Genomic DNA, 16437 nt, shown 5'->3' on the forward strand with positions numbered 1-16437 from the left:
AAAAGGAACTCCGCGCACTCGGCGCGGAGTATCATGCAACCAGATATGGGGTAGGAAAAAGGGGTTTCAACCCCCGAGAGCGAGGGGAATACAACTTCCGTGGCCGGAACTGTGTAAGCGTTTGACTGTGCTGTCGGCGCTGCTGCGATCTTTGAACGGCCCGATCACCACGCGGTTCCAGCCACCGCCGGTGGTAATGCGGCTCTCAAATCCTTCAAATGCCAGACCGGCGCGCACGGATTCCGCCTGATCGGTACCTTTGAATGAACCACACTGCACCATCCAGCGTTGTGAAGCGGCTTTCTCTTCCGCTTTCGCCTTGGCCGTTTCCTGCGGCTTGGTTTGCTGCGTTGGCTCACGCGTGATCGGCGCAGCTTGCTGTTGCTGTTGCTGACGCGCGGCCTGTTGTTGCTGCAACTGTTGCTGGCGCTGCTGCTGCTGTAACTGTTGCTGCTGACGTTGCAACTGCTGCTGTTGTTGCTGAACCTGCTGTTGCTGTTGCTGCACCTGCTGACGCTGCAGCGTTTGCTGGCGCTGCGCCGGGGTTTGTTCGTTCCACGGCACTTCGTTCAACTGCGTCGGCTGCTGGCGCATATCGGCCTGCATCTGCTCCAGCAGCTGGCGCTGTTCATCGGTCAGCTGAGTTTGTGATTGCACGCCACCAGCCGAAGGCTCAGTCGGCGACGGAACGGTAATTTGGCGATTTTCCAGCTCTTTGATGTACTTCCAGCGCTCTTCCGGCTTCGGCGGCAGGCCGTTACCGTTGGCTTTGTGGTTTGGAATGACCTCAATCTCTTCTTTCTTATGATGCGAGATAAACCATAAACCACCGGCAAAGGTGACCAGCACGGCCGCGGCCAGTACCATCATGAGCTTTGAAGTGCCTGATCCGCCTTTGCTTTTCTTGCTGCGGCTGGCGGGTTTTTTGCGACGCGTCCCTGTTGAACGCCCGCGGCCTACATAATCTTTCTGTGCCACTTTCGTTCTGCTACCCTTCAAAAAAATGCCAATGGGCATGTAAATGTGCTGTTAATTGCCCGGCAATGAATGCGCCATGTTACGCAAGGGCTGGAACTTTGACCAGCACAGTCTGCCTTCAGAATCCGCTGAAAATGCAGGCGTCTACGCACTATTTTTCCCGTTTTGCCGCCGGTGCCGTACTGCCGCGCACGCGCAGCTCCGCATCCAGCAGGCGCGAACCGTTATTCACGCGTTTACCCTGCAGCTCATCAAGTAACAGCAGCATCGCTTCTCGGCCGATGGCAAAACGCGGCTGGGCCACGGTGGTCAGCGGCGGATCGTAGTATTGCGCCAGTTCGATATCATCAAAGCCCACCACCGACAGATCCTGCGGAATGCGCATGCCGAGTTTACGCGCCTGGTTCATCGCGCCCAGCGCCATCAAATCGCTATGGCAGAAAATCGCTTTCGGCGGCTGCGGCAAACTCATCAACTGCTTAAGCGCATTCGCGCCGGCTTCAAAGGTGAAATCGCCATGCACAATCATCGTTGGGTCGATGGCGATGCTGCTGCGACGCAGCGCCTGAATGTAGCCCTGCAAACGATACTGGCTCAGCGGAATGTGTTCTGGCCCGGTGATACAGGCAATTTGGCGATGACCAAGCTGCAGCAGGTGATTCACCGCTTCAAAGGCGGCGGTGAGGTTATCGATATGGACCGTGGGTAATGCCATCTCCGGCGCAAATTCGTTGCCCATCACCATCGGCGGCAGGTTGCGCTGATCTTCAATGCCCGCCTCAAACGGCAGCTGTGAACCCAACAGCACCATGCCGTCGATCTGTCGCGTCAGCATTAAATTCAGAAAGGTTTTTTCCTGTTTATTCTGATGCGCGCAATCGCCAATCAGTACCAGATAACCTTCATGCGCAGCGGTGACTTCCACGCCGCGAATGATCTCACTGAAGAAGGGATCGCAGATGTCCGGCACAATCACCAGAATGGTTTGCGTTTCACCGCGTTTGGCATTGCGCGCCAGACCGTGCGGCGCATAACCCACGGCAATCACGGCTTTTTCGACCTTAAGCCGGGTAGCAGCAGAGACTTTTTCTGGATTCATCAACGCACGTGAAACCGTAGCGGTTGAAACGCCTGCTTTCTCGGCCACATCTTTCATGGTGGCGGCGGTGGAGGGTTGCTTCTGGTCCAACGTATAACTCCTGACGCGGTACAGCGCATTGATTTTCAGACATTACCGGGCTTCAACCGGGTCGGCACTATTGTTAACCCAAGGTCGCGTCGGGTTGTTACTTAATTTGCATAAAAATTGTGACTTGTGCGACTTTTTTCGATCTGGCTCGCAGTTGTGGCGTGGCTTAGCTTTCGGTGGGATCGATATCCAGCGTCCATTTCACTTTGCGTGACGCCGGCAAGGTGGCGATCAGCGGCAGCGATCCGCTCAACAGCTGTTGCAGACGTTTGCGCGACGGATGCTGCAACAGCAGCTGCCAGCGCCAGCGTCCACTGCGCTTCGGTGCCAACGCCGGAACCGGCCCCATCAGCCACATCGCCTCATCTTTAAGCGGGCTGGCTTCCAGCAAATTGCGCAGCTGTGTGAGAAATTCCGCCGCCTGTTGGTTATCCATATCCTCAGCGCGGAACAGCGCATGGCTGGTCCACGGCGGCAGCTGAACGGACTGACGCTCCAGCAGCGTTTGATCGGCAAAGGCGAAATAGCCGCGATGCAGCAATGTTTGCAGCAATGGATGTTCCGGATGATGGGTCTGCAGCAACACTTCGCCCTGTTTACCCGCACGACCGGCGCGACCCGCGACCTGCGTATAGAGCTGAGCGAAACGCTCGGCGGCGCGGAAATCGGCCGAGAACAGCGCGCCATCAACATCCAGTAGCGACACCAACGTGACATCCGGGAAATGATGGCCTTTCGCCAGCATCTGCGTGCCCACCAGAATGCGCGCGCCGCCGCGATGCACATCGGCCAGATGCTGCTCCAGCGCGCCTTTACGGCTGGTGGTGTCGCGATCGATGCGCGATACCGGCACGCCGGGGAACAGCGTGCCCAGCTGCTGTTCCAGCTGTTCGGTGCCGACGCCGACCGGCATCAAATGCGTTGAACCACAGCTTGGGCACTGATTTGGCAGCGGGCGCTGGCTGTCACAATGGTGGCAGCGCAGCTGGCGATGGTTCTGGTGCAGCGTGTAGTAGCTATCGCAGCGCTGGCACTCGGCCAGCCAGCCGCAATCGTGACACATCAGCGCCGGAGAGAAGCCACGGCGGTTGAGGAACAGCAGAACCTGATTGTCGGCCTGCAGGTGCTGACGCATTTTGCCGAGCAGTGCTGGCGCCAATCCGCCTTTCAGCTGCTGGCCTTTAAGATCGATCAGCTGCTGTAACGCCGGTTTAGCATTGCCCGCGCGTTTGGTGAGATTGAGCTGGCGATATTTGCCGACGCGCACGTTGTGCAAGGTTTCCAGCGCGGGCGTGGCGGAACCCATCACAATTGGAATATCTTCCTCATGCGCACGGAACACCGCCAGATCGCGCGCCTGATAGCGCCAGCCTTCCTGTTGTTTGTACGAGCTGTCGTGCTCTTCATCAATGATGATGACGCCGGGGCGCGCCAGCGGCGTGAACAGCGCCGAGCGTGTACCGATAACAATCGCCGTTTCGCCGCTGCGCGCACGCAGCCAGACGGCGAGGCGTTCGCTGTCATTCAGTGCCGAGTGCAGCACATCAATCGGCGCATCAAAGCGCTCACGGAAGCGGGCGATGGTTTGCGGCGTCAGGCCGATTTCCGGCACCAGCACCAAAGCCTGTTTGCCGCGTGCCAGCACGTTCTCCAGCACGCTGAGATACACTTCGGTTTTACCCGAGCCGGTAATGCCGGCCAGCAGCCACGGCGCATAGTGATCGTCTTCACTGCGCATCGCGCCCACCGCCATCGCCTGATCGGTATTCAGGCGCAGGCGATCCCCTTTGACGGCAAAGCTGGTACGCCAGTCGTGCATCTGCGGCGTGTGTTCACGCAGTTCGCACAAGCCCTTTGCGCGCAACGCTTGCAGCGCGGCATCGGTAAAATCGTGTTCGCTGACCTGATGACGATAGAGCGGTCGCTGACGCAGCATCGCCAGCGCTTGCTGCTGTTTCGGCGCGCGCTTCAGGCTCTCCATCGCCACTTCACGGCCAGCATCATTAATCACCCATTGCCACAGCGGCGCTTCCTGCGCGGGTTTGCCCTGACGCAGCAGCACCGGCAGCGCATGGCTCAGCACTTCGCCGAGCGGCGAATGATAATAGTTGGCGGCCCAATGCAAAATGCGCCACAGCGCGGGCGAGAACAGACTTTGATCGTCGAGCACGCTCTCTATCTGCTTGAGCTGCGTCAGCGGCAGATCGCTGGTCTCACGCGTGCCGATCACAATGCCGATCATTTTGCGATTGCCGAACGGCACATTCACGCGTGCGCCCGCCACCGGCTGCGGCGCATCGGCAGGCAGCAAGTAATCAAACAGGCGAGGTAGCGGAACGGGCAGGGCAACCTGAACAACGGGCATCTGAGTCTCTATCCGGTTCTGAATTAAGGAGAAGTAGTGTACACGGCTAATTAGGAAGCGGCTATTTGCTAAAACCGGTTAATTTCTGTATACTATGCCGCCTTCGATGAGATCACTTGTCGGAGCATACACTTAATGTTCAACCGCGTGTGGTGCTGTGCAGGCTGAGCCTGGCACGGAGAGCGACACGGCCTTTTATGAGGTTCTCCCATGAAACAAGGTATTCACCCTAAGTACGAAGCAGTAACCATGACTTGCTCTTGCGGTAACGTGATCAACACCCGTTCAACCATGGCTTCTGGTCTGAACCTGGACGTGTGCGGCAAATGCCACCCGTTCTACACTGGTAAGCAGCGTATTGCTGACACCGGTGGCCGTGTAGATCGCTTCAACAAGCGTTTCAGCGTTCCAGCAAGCAAGAAATAAGATTTTTGGCCGTCGAATCTTCGCGATTCGGCAGCAAGAAAAAACCCAGCCTCGGCTGGGTTTTTTTATTTCTGGCTTCAGTATTCCCAACTATCGGGATCGATGCCCATTTCACGCATAATCTGTTTCGCTTCTTCCGGAATCTCATCGCTGCGTTCTTTACGCAAATCGACATCGTTCGGCAGAGGCTGCCCGGTGAAAGCATGCAAAAAGGCTTCACACAGCAGTTCGCTGTTGGTGGCGTGACGCAGGTTGTTCACCTGACGGCGGGTGCGCTCGTCCGTTAAAATCTTCAGCACTTTTAGCGGGATAGAAACTGTGATTTTCTTAACCTGCTCGCTCTTCTTGCCATGTTCAGCGTAAGGGCTGATATATTCGCCGTTCCATTCAGCCATGGGTTACCTTAATCAATAAAAGTTGAATATGGGGAAATCCGTTGATTATGCCCGATTTTTCGATGCCTGACCCCTTAAACCGCAGGTTTTATGCTTGAGCACCGCTTCTGCAAAGGAAAGCGCGCTGAACACCAGGCGATGACGGACAATTTTAGCGGTTATTGATGATTTGCTCAATCTATACGCAAAGACATTTAGATGTCCAGATGTATTGACGTCTATGTGCGGAATGTTATCCTGTTGCTCTTCTTTTTCTTCAGGAACAGTAAGCACCATGACGCGTAAACAGGCAACCATCGCAGTACGTAGCGGTTTGAATGATGACGAGCAATATGGCTGCGTTGTCCCACCGATTCATCTCTCCAGCACCTATAACTTCCTCGACTTCAATGAGCCGCGTGCGCATGACTATTCACGTCGTGGTAACCCAACGCGCGATGTGGTTCAGCGCGCGCTGGCAGAGCTGGAAGGTGGCGCAGGCGCGGTATTGACCAATACCGGCATGTCAGCGATTCATCTGGTGACAACCGTGTTCCTGAAGCCGGGCGATCTGCTGGTGGCGCCACACGACTGTTACGGCGGCAGCTATCGCCTGTTCGATAGCCTGAGCAAGCGCGGCGCCTATCGCGTGAAGTTTGTCGATCAGGGCGACAAAGCGGCGCTGGCCGCTGCTCTGGCCGAGAAGCCAAAACTGGTGCTGGTTGAAAGCCCAAGTAATCCACTGCTGCGTGTGGTCGATATCGCCAGCATCTGCGCCGCCGCGCGTGAAGCTGGCGCCATTAGCGTGGTAGACAACACCTTCCTCAGCCCGGCGCTGCAAAACCCGCTGGCGCTGGGTGCCGATCTGGTTGTTCACTCCTGCACCAAATACCTGAATGGACACTCTGATGTGGTGGCGGGCGCGGTGATTGCGAAAGATCCAGCGATGGCCACCGATCTGGCGTGGTGGGCGAATAATATTGGTGTAACCGGCGCGGCGTTTGATAGCTACCTGCTGCTGCGCGGTTTGCGCACACTGTCACCGCGCATCGCCGCCGCACAACGCAATGCATTGGCGATAGTTGATTACCTGAAGCAACAACCGCTGGTGAAAAAACTGTATCATCCGTCCCTGCCGGAAAATGCCGGTCATGAGTTTGCGGTACGTCAGCAGCGTGGTTTTGGTGCCATGCTGAGTTTCGAAATCGATGCCGATGAGGCTCGCCTGCGCCGCTTCCTGAAAGCGCTGCAGTTGTTCACGCTGGCCGAATCGCTGGGCGGCGTAGAGAGTTTGATTTCGCATACCGCGACCATGACGCATGCCGGCATGTCTGCAGAAGCGCGCGCGGCAGCGGGAATTTCGGAAACACTGCTGCGTATTTCTGTTGGGATTGAAGATCACGAAGATTTAATCGCCGATCTGGATAATGCATTCCGGATCGCAGCCGAGGAGTAATCATGACGAGTTCAGTGGGCGCGGGAACGCCGATCAAGCAGTTGCATAAATTTGGTGGCAGTAGCCTGGCCGACGCACGTTGCTATCAGCGCGTGGCCAGCATCATGGCGGATTACAGCCAGCCAGGCGACTTAATGGTGGTCTCTGCCGCCGGCAGCACCACTAACCAGTTGATCAGCTGGCTGAAATTGAGCCAGAGCGATCGCTTATCTGCTCATCAGGTGCAACAGGCTTTACGGCGTTTTCACAGCGAGTTAATTGCTGCGCTGCTGCCTGCTGAATATGCCGAAACCCTGACGTCTTCCTTTATACGCGATCTGGAAAGGCTGGCGGCGCTGCTTGATGGCACCATCACCGACGCGGTATATGCCGAAGTGGTGGGGCACGGCGAAATCTGGTCAGCGCGCTTGATGGCTGCGGTTTTGAGCCAGCGCGAGATCGAAGCCGCCTGGCTGGATGCGCGTGACTTCTTGCGTGCTGAACGTGCGGCGCAGCCGCAGGTTGATGAAGGCAAATCCTGGCCGCTGCTGCAGGAGTTGTTAACACAACATCCGCATAAGCGTTTGGTGGTGACCGGATTTATCAGCCGCAGCGAAGCGGGTGAAACCGTGCTGCTTGGCCGTAACGGCTCGGACTACTCGGCAACGCAGATTGGTGCGCTGGCGGGCGTGGGGCGCGTGACCATCTGGAGCGATGTGGCAGGCGTTTACAGCGCCGATCCGCGTAAAGTCTCTGATGCGTGCCTGCTGCCGCTGCTGCGTCTTGATGAAGCCAGCGAGCTGGCGCGCCTGGCTGCGCCGGTGCTGCACACCCGCACCTTGCAGCCGGTTTCCAACAGCGACATCGACTTGCAGCTGCGTTGCAGCTATCAACCGGAGCAGGGCTCGACGCGCATTGAGCGCGTGCTGGCCTCCGGCACCGGCGCGCGTATCGTCACCAGCCACGATGATGTGTGTCTGGTGGAGATTCAAATTCCCGACAATCACGATTTCAAAACCCAGCAGAAAGAGATCGATCTGCTGCTGAAGCGCGCGCAGCTGCGTCCGCTGGCAATCGGTGTGCATCCCGATCGTCGCCTGCTGCAGCTGTGTTACACCTCAGAAGTGGTGAATAGCGCCTTCAACCTGTTGCAGGACGCCGCACTGCCGGGCCATCTGCAGCTGCGCGACGGCTTGGCGCTGGTGGCGCTGGTGGGCGCGGGCGTGACGCGTAATCCGCTGCATAGCCACCGCTTCTGGCAGCAGATCAAAGATCAGCCGGTGGAGTTTGTCTGGCAATCAGAAAATCACATCAGCATCGTGGCGGTACTGCGCGTCGGCCCGACGCAGCACCTGATTCAGGGACTGCATCAGTCGCTGTTCCGCGCAGAAAAACGCATCGGTTTGATGTTGTTCGGCAAAGGTAACATCGGTTCACGCTGGCTGGAGCTGTTTGCCCGCGAGCAGGAAACGCTGTCGGCACGTACAGGATTTGAATATGTGCTGGCGGGCGTGGCAGACAGCAGCCGCAGTTTGCTGAGCTACGACGGTCTGGAAGCCAGCCGCGCATTGGCGTTCTTTGATGATGAAGCGGTCGAGCGCGATGAAGAGTCGCTGTTCCTGTGGATGCGTGCGCACCCGTTCGATGATTTAGTGGTGCTGGACGTCACCGCCAGCGAGCAGCTGGCGCAGCAGTATCATGATTTCGCCAGTCACGGCTTCCACGTTATCAGCGCCAACAAGGTTGCCGGTGCGTCGAGCGGTCAGAGCTGGCGTCAGGTGCGCGATGCTTTCGCCAAAACCGGTCGTCACTGGCTGTATAACGCCACCGTCGGTGCCGGTTTGCCGGTCAATCACACGGTGCGCGATTTACGCGAAAGCGGCGATAGCATTCTGGCGATCAGCGGCATCTTCTCCGGCACGCTGTCGTGGCTGTTCCTGCAATTTGATGGCACGGTGCCGTTTAGCGAGCTGGTTGATCAGGCGTGGCAGCAAGGCCTGACCGAACCAGACCCGCGCGTGGATTTGTCTGGGCAGGACGTAATGCGCAAGCTGGTGATTCTGGCGCGTGAAGCGGGCTACGACATCGAGCCGGATCAAGTGCGTGTCGAGTCGTTGGTGCCGGCAATTTGCGACGGTGAGTCGATTGATCACTTCTTCGAAAACGCCGACGAGCTGAATGATCAGATGCTGCAGCGTCTGGAAGCGGCGCAAGAAATGGGCTTAGTGCTGCGTTACGTGGCGCGTTTCGATGCCAATGGCAAAGCGCGCGTCGGCGTGGAAGCGGTGCGCCCAGAGCATCCGCTGGCTGCGTTACTGCCGTGCGATAACGTGTTTGCCATCGAAAGCCGCTGGTATCGCGATAATCCGCTGGTGATTCGCGGACCGGGCGCAGGCCGTGACGTTACGGCCGGCGCGTTGCAATCGGATATCAACCGCCTCGCACAGCTGCTGTAAACTGCCTCACTTTGCAGACGGCATCGTCCGTCTGCATTCTTCACCTTCCCCTCGCGCATCATGAAACGCTTTCACCTTGAGTGAAAATTTGTCACGCCTGTTCATTAATTTTCAGTTGACGCTAGCTTGCGAATCGTTCATTTTGTGCATCTGGACGTCTAAACGTATGGATGTTCGAAGGCCGCAAAACAATCGATATGTGATGACGAGGTATTAGGATGAGTTTCTTTCACGCCAATCAACGCGAAGCGTTGAACCAGAGCCTGGCTGAGCTGAACGGGCAAATTAATGTCTCTTTCGAATTTTTCCCGCCACGTACCAGCGAAATGGAAGAAACCCTGTGGAGCTCAATCGATCGACTGAGCAGCCTGAAGCCAAAATTCGTCTCCGTCACCTACGGTGCCAACTCGGGCGAGCGCGATCGTACGCACAGCATCATCAAAGGCATCAAAGATCGTACCGGTCTGGAAGCCGCACCGCATCTGACCTGTATCGATGCCACGCGTGATGAGTTGCGCGGTATCGCGCGTGATTACTGGGATAGCGGCATTCGTCATATCGTGGCACTGCGCGGTGATTTACCGCCAGGCAGCGGCAAGCCGGAGATGTACGGTTCGGATTTGGTGGCGCTGCTGAAAGACGTTGGCGATTTCGACATCTCGGTGGGGGCCTATCCGGAAGTGCATCCCGAAGCGAAAAGCGCGCAGGCCGATTTGATTAACCTGAAACGCAAAATTGATGCCGGTGCTAACCGCGCCATCACCCAGTTCTTCTTCGATGTGGAAAGCTACCTGCGCTTCCGCGATCGCTGTGTCGCAACCGGTATCGACGTGGAGATCGTGCCGGGTATTTTGCCGGTCTCTAACTTCAAACAGCTACAACGCTTCGCCACCATGACCAATGTGCGGGTGCCGGGCTGGATGAGTGCAATGTTTGAAGGTCTGGATAACGATCCGGAGACGCGCAAAATGGTCGGTGCCAGCGTCGCCATGGACATGGTGAAAATCCTGTCGCGGGAAGGGGTGAAGGATTTTCATTTCTATACGCTGAACCGCGCCGAGTTGAGTTACGCCATTTGCCACACGCTGGGTGTGCGTCCGGCGATGGGAGGTTAAGATTGGCGGTCGCCATGAATGGCGGCCTTACAAAATCCAATAAAAAAGGAGCCAGTTGGCTCCTTTTTCACATCATGTCACTAGATTAACCGGTATTACGCATACCCGCTGCAACACCCGCGATCGTCACCATCAGCGCTTGTTCTACACGCGCATCTGGCTCATCACCGCGCTCTTCCTGCGCACGTGAACGATGCAGCAGTTCAGCCTGCAACACGTTCAGTGGATCGGTATAAACGTTACGCAGCGCGATGGACTCAGCAATCCACGGTTGGTCAGCCATCAGATGGGCATCGTTAGCGATGGTCAACACCGCTTTGATATCCGCATCCAGCTGATCGCGCAGCTGCTTGCCGAGCGACCACAGTGATTTATCCACCAGACGCTGATCGTAGTACTCCGCCAGCCACAAATCGGCTTTCGAGAACACCATCTCCAGCATGCCAAGACGTGTGGCGAAGAATGGCCACTCGCGGCACATGTTCTCCAGCTCATCCTGATGACCTTCATCCATCGCTTTCTGCAACGCGGCACCCGCGCCCAGCCAGGCTGGCAGCATCAGGCGGTTCTGCGTCCAGGCGAAGATCCACGGAATGGCACGCAGCGATTCCACACCGCCGGTTGGGCGACGTTTAGCCGGACGTGAACCCAGCGGCAATTTGCCCAGCTCCTGCTCTGGCGTGGCTGAGCGGAAATAGGGCACGAAGTCCGGATTCTCACGCACATAGCCGCGATACATCGCGCAGGAGTGCGCCGACAGACCATTCATGATCTCCTGCCATTCGCGCTTGGGTTCCGGCGGTGGCAGCAGGTTGGCTTCCAGAATCGCACCGGTGTACAGCGACAGGCTGGCGATGGTGACTTCGGGCAAACCGTATTTGAAGCGAATCATCTCGCCCTGTTCGGTCACGCGCAGGCCACCTTTCAGGCTGCCCGGCGGTTGTGACAACAGCGCCGCATGGGCTGGCGCGCCGCCACGACCGATTGAGCCGCCGCGTCCGTGGAACAGCGTCAGCGTGATGCCCGCGCTTTCACAGGTTTTGATCAGTGCGTCCTGCGCCTGATATTGCGCCCAGCTGGCGGCCATCACGCCGGCATCTTTCGCCGAGTCGGAATAGCCAATCATCACCATCTGTTTGCCATTGATAAAGCCGCGATACCAGTCGATGTTCAGCAACTGTGTCATCACGTCGTTGGCATTGTTCAGGTCATCAAGGGTTTCAAACAGCGGCGCAACCGGCATGGCGTAAGGAATGCCGGCTTCTTTCAGCAGCAGATGCACGGCCAGCACGTCCGACGGCGTTTTCGCCATGGAGATCACGTAGGAAGCAATTGAACCCTGCGGCGCTTCGGCCACCACTTTGCAGGTATCCAGCACTTCGCGCGTCTCATCGCCTGGTTCCCACTGATGCGGCAACAGCGGACGCTTGGAATTCAGTTCGCGAATCAGGAAGGCTTGTTTATCCGCTTCTGACCAGCTTTCGTAATCACCGAGGCCGAGATAGCGCGTTACTTCGGCAATCGCCTGGGTATGGCGGGTGCTCTCCTGACGGATATCGATGCGCACCAGCGGCACGCCGAAACACTTCACGCGGCGCAGCGTGTCCAGCAGCTGACCATTGGCGATGATGCCCATGCCGCACTGCTGCAGAGATTGATAGATAGCGAACAGCGGATCCCACAGCTGATCGTTAGAGACCAGCAAATCGGCCGGACGCGGCAGGCGCTCGCCTTTCAGACGACGGCCAAGGTAAGCCTGCGTGGTCATCAGCTGGCCGCGAAGGCGCTTCAGCACCATGCGGTACGGCTCCAGCGCTTCCGCATCGCCGCACAGCTCGCGCACTTCGTCGCTGCATTCGGACATCGACAGCTCGGAAATCAGCACGCCGATATCACGCAGGAACAGGTCCGCGGCCTTCCAGCGGCTCAGTTGCATCGCGTGGCGGGTAATCGGTGCGGTGACGTTTGGGTTGCCGTCACGGTCGCCGCCCATCCACGAGGTAAATTTAATCGGTACGAAATCGACCGGCAGCTTAATGCCAAAAGTCTCTTCCACTTGCTCATTCAGCTCACGCAGGAAGGCTGGCACGCCTTGCCACAGGCTGTTTTCCACCACGGCAAAGCCCCATTTGGCTTCATCGATCGGCGTTGGACGATATTTGCGGATTTCGTCGGTATGCCACGCTTGTGCCACCAGCTGGCGCAGACGGCGCATCACCTGGGTGCGTTCGTAGTCAGAGATATCGCTATGATCGAGTTGCTGCAAACAGCTGTTCACTTCGCCCAGCATATGGATCAGCGTGCGGCGGGTAATTTCGGTGGGGTGCGCAGTCAGCACCAGCTCCAGCGACAGCTCTTCAATCGACTGGCGGATCGCCGCTTCGCTGATATCGCCTTGCTGTTTCAGACGTTCGAAAGTCTTTTTCAGCAGTTCAGGATGGTTGGCGCCATCGCCGCTACGCGAAATGGTTTGATACTGTTCAGCGACGTTGGTGAGATTAAGGAACTGGCTAAACGCACGCGCCACCGGCAGCAGCTCGTCGTTCGAGAGATTTTGCAGCGTGGTCAGCAGTTCCTGACGATGAGTGTCATTTCCCGCGCGGGATGACTTAGAGAGTTTACGGATGGTCTCCACCTGGTCGAGGATGTTCTCTCCTAGTGCATCCTTAATCGTATCCCCGAGCAGTTTGCCGAGCATACTGACATTACTTCGCATTGCGGAATATTGTTCGTTCATTGGACCCTGACACCCTTATCGTCTTTTTTTAATACTCTTACGCCCAACGGGCATAACATCGTCTTTTATCTAGCCACGTATCTTCCTGCGCGTCAATTGCCTTAAATCTACGTAAATGTGCTGCTAAATGGCGGAAATTCAAAGAATTTGCTTGCAGCGAAGCGAGATAAGTTATTCTTATTATCAAATCCCGAACAATGACGGGGCAATTTGCTGATTTAACAGTGAAATGCCCCATTTGTTGTTCATCAATGACAAAAATGCTGTACGACTTGGGTGATAAGAGCATGAGTCGGCTTGATAAATGCGGTATCAATAAACTCATCAGGTTGATGGGCTTGATTGATAGATCCCGGGCCTAATACCAGCGTTGGGCACAACTGCTGGATAAAAGGCGCTTCAGTGCAATAGTTCACCACTTCGGTTGGCACGCCCAGCAGCTTCTCCACCACTTGCACCAGCTCATGATCGGCCGGACATTCGTAGCCTGGAATCGGCGGATGCAGCTCGCCTACGGTGAGACGTCCCGGCCAGCGCGCACTTACCGGCGCCAGCGCGTCATTTAGCAGACCATCCAAATCGCTCAGGGTTAAGCCCGGCAGCGGACGAATATCCATGTGCAATTCACAGCAGGCGCAGATGCGGTTGGCGGCATCGCCACCGTGAATATGCCCAAAGTTCATGGTTGGATAAGGAATGGCAAAACCATCGTGGTTGTAACGCTCTTTCAGCGTGTTACGCAGCTGCATCAGCTGGGTAATGGATTCATGCATCAGTTCAATAGCGTTGACGCCGCGTGACGGATCGCTGGAGTGGCCTGATTGCCCCTGAATACGAATCACATTCGACAGATGACCTTTATGCGCGCGCACCGGCTTAAGCGAGGTAGGCTCGCCAATGATGGCGCAATCCGGACGCAATTGGGTGGATTCAGAGAAATACTTCGCGCCCGCCATGGTGGTCTCTTCGTCGGCGGTGGCGAGGACGTAGAGCGGCTTGCTGAGTTTGGTCACGTCAACGTCACGCAGCGCATCCAGAATAAAGGCGAAGAAGCCTTTCATATCGGCGGTGCCGAGGCCGTACAGCTTGTTGCCGTGTTCGGTCAGCGTGAACGGATCGCGCGTCCAGCGGCCGTCGTCGTACGGAACGGTGTCGGTATGGCCCGCCAATAACAAGCCGCCTGCGCCCAATCCGCTGCGCGCCAGCATGTTGAATTTATGCCGCGTGCCAGGCACCGGCTGCACTTCGACATTGAAGCCAATATCGCGGAACCAGCCGGCCAGCAAATTGATTAAAGTTTCATTACTCTGATCCAGTGCGCTATCGGTTGCGCTGATTGATGGCGTGGCAATCAACTGGCGGTAGAGTTCGATAAAAGGTGGTAATTTTGTCTTCACTGTTGACGGTCCTTGGGTTAGGATGTATCAATATTCATGCATTAATAGTGAATAAAAATACAATAACGTCGCTTGCATGTGAAGCATCAAATCTTCCGCAAACGGCATTCTGGGCAACGGGGCAAGGCCGCGACCCGATACGTGTGACTGTAATAAGGTATACAGCCTGATGTTGAATACGCTGATCGTTGGTGCCAGTGGTTACGCTGGCGTAGAGCTTGCCACCTACCTGAATCGCCATCCGCATATGAACATAACCGCTTTGGCGGTTTCAGCGCAAAGCCCGGATGCTGGAAAGTTATTGTCGGATTTGCATCCGCAGCTCAAAGGCATTGTCGATTTGCCGCTGCAGCCGCTGAGCGACGCCGCTGAATGGGCCGACAAAGTGGATGTGGTGTTCCTCGCCACCGCTCACGAAGTCAGCCACGATCTGGCACCTGAATTCCTCAAAGCTGGTTGCGTGGTGTTCGATCTCTCCGGCGCGTTCCGCGTAAACGACGACGCGTTCTATACGCAATATTACGGTTTCAGCCATCAGCATCAGGATTGGCTGGACAAGGCGGTTTACGGCCTGGCCGAATGGCAGCACGACAAAATCAAAGATGCGGAGCTGGTTGCGGTGCCGGGTTGCTACCCAACCGCAGCCCAACTTTCGCTGAAACCGCTGATCGCAGCGGGCCTGCTTAACGATGCACAGTGGCCGGTGATTAACGCCACCAGCGGCGTGAGCGGCGCAGGGCGCAAAGCCAACGTTGGCACCAGCTTCTGTGAAGTGAGCTTGCAGCCCTACGGCCTGTTTAATCATCGTCATCACCCGGAAATTGTGGCGCATCTCGGTACGCCGGTGATCTTCACGCCACATCTGGGCAGCTTCCCACGCGGGATTTTATCGACCACCACTTGCCGCCTGAAAGCGGGCGTGACGCAGCAGGATGTGGCGGATGCCTTCCATAACGCTTACCACGACAAACCGCTGGTGCGCGTCTATGACAAAGGCGTACCGGCGCTGAAAGCGGTGGTCGGTTTGCCGTTCTGCGACATCGGCTTCGCCATGCAAGGCGAGCACCTGATTGTGGTGGCTGCCGAAGATAACCTGCTGAAAGGCGCCTCATCGCAGGCGGTTCAGTGTTTGAACATTCGTTTCGGCTTCCCCGAAACGCTGTCTCTGATTTAACGAACGGATAACGCAATGAATCCATTAATCATTAAACTGGGTGGCGTGCTGCTGGATAGCGAAGAAGCGCTGGCCCGTCTGTTTGATGCCCTGCTGGCGTACCGCAATGAACATCAGCGTTCGCTGATCATTGTGCACGGCGGCGGTTGCGTGGTGGACGAGCTGATGAAGAAGCTCGCGCTGCCGGTGAAAAAGAAGAACGGTTTGCGCGTGACGCCAGCCGATCAGATTGACATTATTACCGGTGCGTTAGCCGGTACCGCCAACAAAACGCTGCTGGCGTGGGCGAAGAAATATGGCATCGGCGCGGTGGGTTTGTGCCTCGGCGATGCCGGTCTGGTCAACGTGGCGCAGTTCGATGAAGAGCTGGGACACGTTGGCAACGCGACGCCTGGCAATCCGGCGCTGGTGAACACGCTGCTGGCGGCGGGCTACATGCCGGTGATCAGCTCGATTGGCATCACCGACGGCGGTGAGTTGATGAACGTCAACGCCGACCAGGCCGCCACCGCGCTGGCTGCGACCATCGGTGCCGATTTGGTGCTGTTGTCTGATGTCAGCGGTATTCTCGACGGCAAAGGTCAGCGCATCGAAGAGATGACCGCCGCGAAAGCGGAGCAGCTGATTGCGCAGGGCATCATCACCGATGGCATGATCGTGAAAGTGAACGCGGCGCTTGATGCCGCCCGCACGCTCGGTCGCCCGGTCGATATCGCCAGCTGGCGTCATGCTGAACAACTGCCAACCCTTTTCAACGGCGTGTCGATTGGCACCCGGATTCTCGCATAATC

Annotated in this window: 12 protein-coding genes; 6 read left to right on the plus strand and 6 right to left on the minus strand. The window is 56.9% G+C overall.

The annotated features are described in order from the left end of the window. Nucleotides 1-66: 66 nt before the first annotated feature. From ftsN to priA, 3 genes are all read right to left on the minus strand, one after another. Nucleotides 67-978 carry a cell division protein FtsN gene (gene ftsN, locus MWH02_RS22455; protein WP_271461492.1) on the minus strand — a complete coding sequence of 304 codons (912 nt, stop codon included), beginning with the start codon at nt 976-978 and terminating at the stop codon, nt 67-69. Between the two features lie 151 nt (nt 979-1129). Beyond that, nucleotides 1130-2167, minus strand: coding sequence for a DNA-binding transcriptional regulator CytR (cytR, locus tag MWH02_RS22460; protein ID WP_061720292.1), 1038 nt, complete (start codon nt 2165-2167; stop codon nt 1130-1132). 166 nt (nt 2168-2333) lie between these two features. Further along, complete coding sequence (gene priA / locus MWH02_RS22465) at nt 2334-4532, minus strand: primosomal protein N' (protein ID WP_110868178.1); 2199 nt, start codon at nt 4530-4532, stop codon at nt 2334-2336. Between the two features lie 210 nt (nt 4533-4742). Here priA and rpmE point away from each other — a divergent pair, with 210 nt between their 5' ends. After that, a complete protein-coding gene (gene rpmE, locus MWH02_RS22470) occupies nt 4743-4958 on the plus strand; it encodes a 50S ribosomal protein L31 (protein ID WP_007885402.1) in 216 nt (71 codons plus the stop codon). 77 nt (nt 4959-5035) lie between these two features. Here rpmE and metJ read toward each other — a convergent pair whose 3' ends face one another. Further along, entirely contained in the window at nt 5036-5353 is a 318-nt protein-coding gene (metJ, locus tag MWH02_RS22475; protein ID WP_007885403.1) for a met regulon transcriptional regulator MetJ, read from the minus strand. A gap of 274 nt (nt 5354-5627) precedes the next feature. Between metJ and metB the strand changes: the two genes are divergently transcribed. The 3 genes from metB (at nt 5628) to metF (ending at nt 10338) form a co-directional block, all read left to right on the plus strand. Beyond that, nucleotides 5628-6788: a cystathionine gamma-synthase gene (gene metB / locus MWH02_RS22480; RefSeq protein WP_101760640.1), complete on the plus strand. Its 1161-nt coding sequence runs from the start codon at nt 5628-5630 to the stop codon at nt 6786-6788. Nucleotides 6789-6790: 2 nt separating this feature from the next. Then, nucleotides 6791-9223 (plus strand): bifunctional aspartate kinase/homoserine dehydrogenase II, encoded by a 2433-nt coding sequence (locus MWH02_RS22485; RefSeq protein ID WP_192237045.1) that lies wholly within the window; start codon nt 6791-6793, stop codon nt 9221-9223. Between the two features lie 218 nt (nt 9224-9441). Beyond that, the gene (metF, locus tag MWH02_RS22490; protein ID WP_271461493.1) at nt 9442-10338 is read left to right on the plus strand and encodes a methylenetetrahydrofolate reductase; all 897 of its coding nucleotides are present in this window, start codon (nt 9442-9444) and stop codon (nt 10336-10338) included. Nucleotides 10339-10423: 85 nt separating this feature from the next. Here metF and ppc read toward each other — a convergent pair whose 3' ends face one another. Continuing rightward, nucleotides 10424-13075 carry a phosphoenolpyruvate carboxylase gene (gene ppc / locus MWH02_RS22495; protein ID WP_101760638.1) on the minus strand — a complete coding sequence of 884 codons (2652 nt, stop codon included), beginning with the start codon at nt 13073-13075 and terminating at the stop codon, nt 10424-10426. A gap of 248 nt (nt 13076-13323) precedes the next feature. After that, nucleotides 13324-14472, minus strand: a complete 1149-nt coding sequence (gene argE, locus MWH02_RS22500) for an acetylornithine deacetylase (protein ID WP_271461494.1) — start codon at nt 14470-14472, stop codon at nt 13324-13326. Nucleotides 14473-14641: 169 nt separating this feature from the next. Here argE and argC point away from each other — a divergent pair, with 169 nt between their 5' ends. Both argC and argB read left to right on the plus strand, forming a co-directional pair. Continuing rightward, on the plus strand, nt 14642-15646 hold the full coding sequence (argC, locus tag MWH02_RS22505; RefSeq protein ID WP_110868176.1) for an N-acetyl-gamma-glutamyl-phosphate reductase: 1005 nt from the start codon (nt 14642-14644) through the stop codon (nt 15644-15646). 15 nt (nt 15647-15661) lie between these two features. Next, entirely contained in the window at nt 15662-16435 is a 774-nt protein-coding gene (gene argB, locus MWH02_RS22510; protein ID WP_222235152.1) for an acetylglutamate kinase, read from the plus strand. The last annotated feature ends 2 nt before the right edge of the window (nt 16436-16437 follow it).

This window comes from Pantoea leporis (assembly GCF_028048155.1).
GTDB classification, from domain to species: domain Bacteria; phylum Pseudomonadota; class Gammaproteobacteria; order Enterobacterales; family Enterobacteriaceae; genus Pantoea; species Pantoea leporis.

Coding starts and splice junctions, on each gene's coding strand:
- priA (WP_110868178.1), bottom strand. CDS start 4,532: ATGCCCGTTGTTCAGGTTGCCCTGCCCGTTCCGCTACCTCGCCTGTTT.
- rpmE (WP_007885402.1), top strand. CDS start 4,743: ATGAAACAAGGTATTCACCCTAAGTACGAAGCAGTAACCATGACTTGC.
- metJ (WP_007885403.1), bottom strand. CDS start 5,353: ATGGCTGAATGGAACGGCGAATATATCAGCCCTTACGCTGAACATGGC.
- metB (WP_101760640.1), top strand. CDS start 5,628: ATGACGCGTAAACAGGCAACCATCGCAGTACGTAGCGGTTTGAATGAT.
- MWH02_RS22485 (WP_192237045.1), top strand. CDS start 6,791: ATGACGAGTTCAGTGGGCGCGGGAACGCCGATCAAGCAGTTGCATAAA.
- metF (WP_271461493.1), top strand. CDS start 9,442: ATGAGTTTCTTTCACGCCAATCAACGCGAAGCGTTGAACCAGAGCCTG.
- ppc (WP_101760638.1), bottom strand. CDS start 13,075: ATGAACGAACAATATTCCGCAATGCGAAGTAATGTCAGTATGCTCGGC.
- argC (WP_110868176.1), top strand. CDS start 14,642: ATGTTGAATACGCTGATCGTTGGTGCCAGTGGTTACGCTGGCGTAGAG.
- argB (WP_222235152.1), top strand. CDS start 15,662: ATGAATCCATTAATCATTAAACTGGGTGGCGTGCTGCTGGATAGCGAA.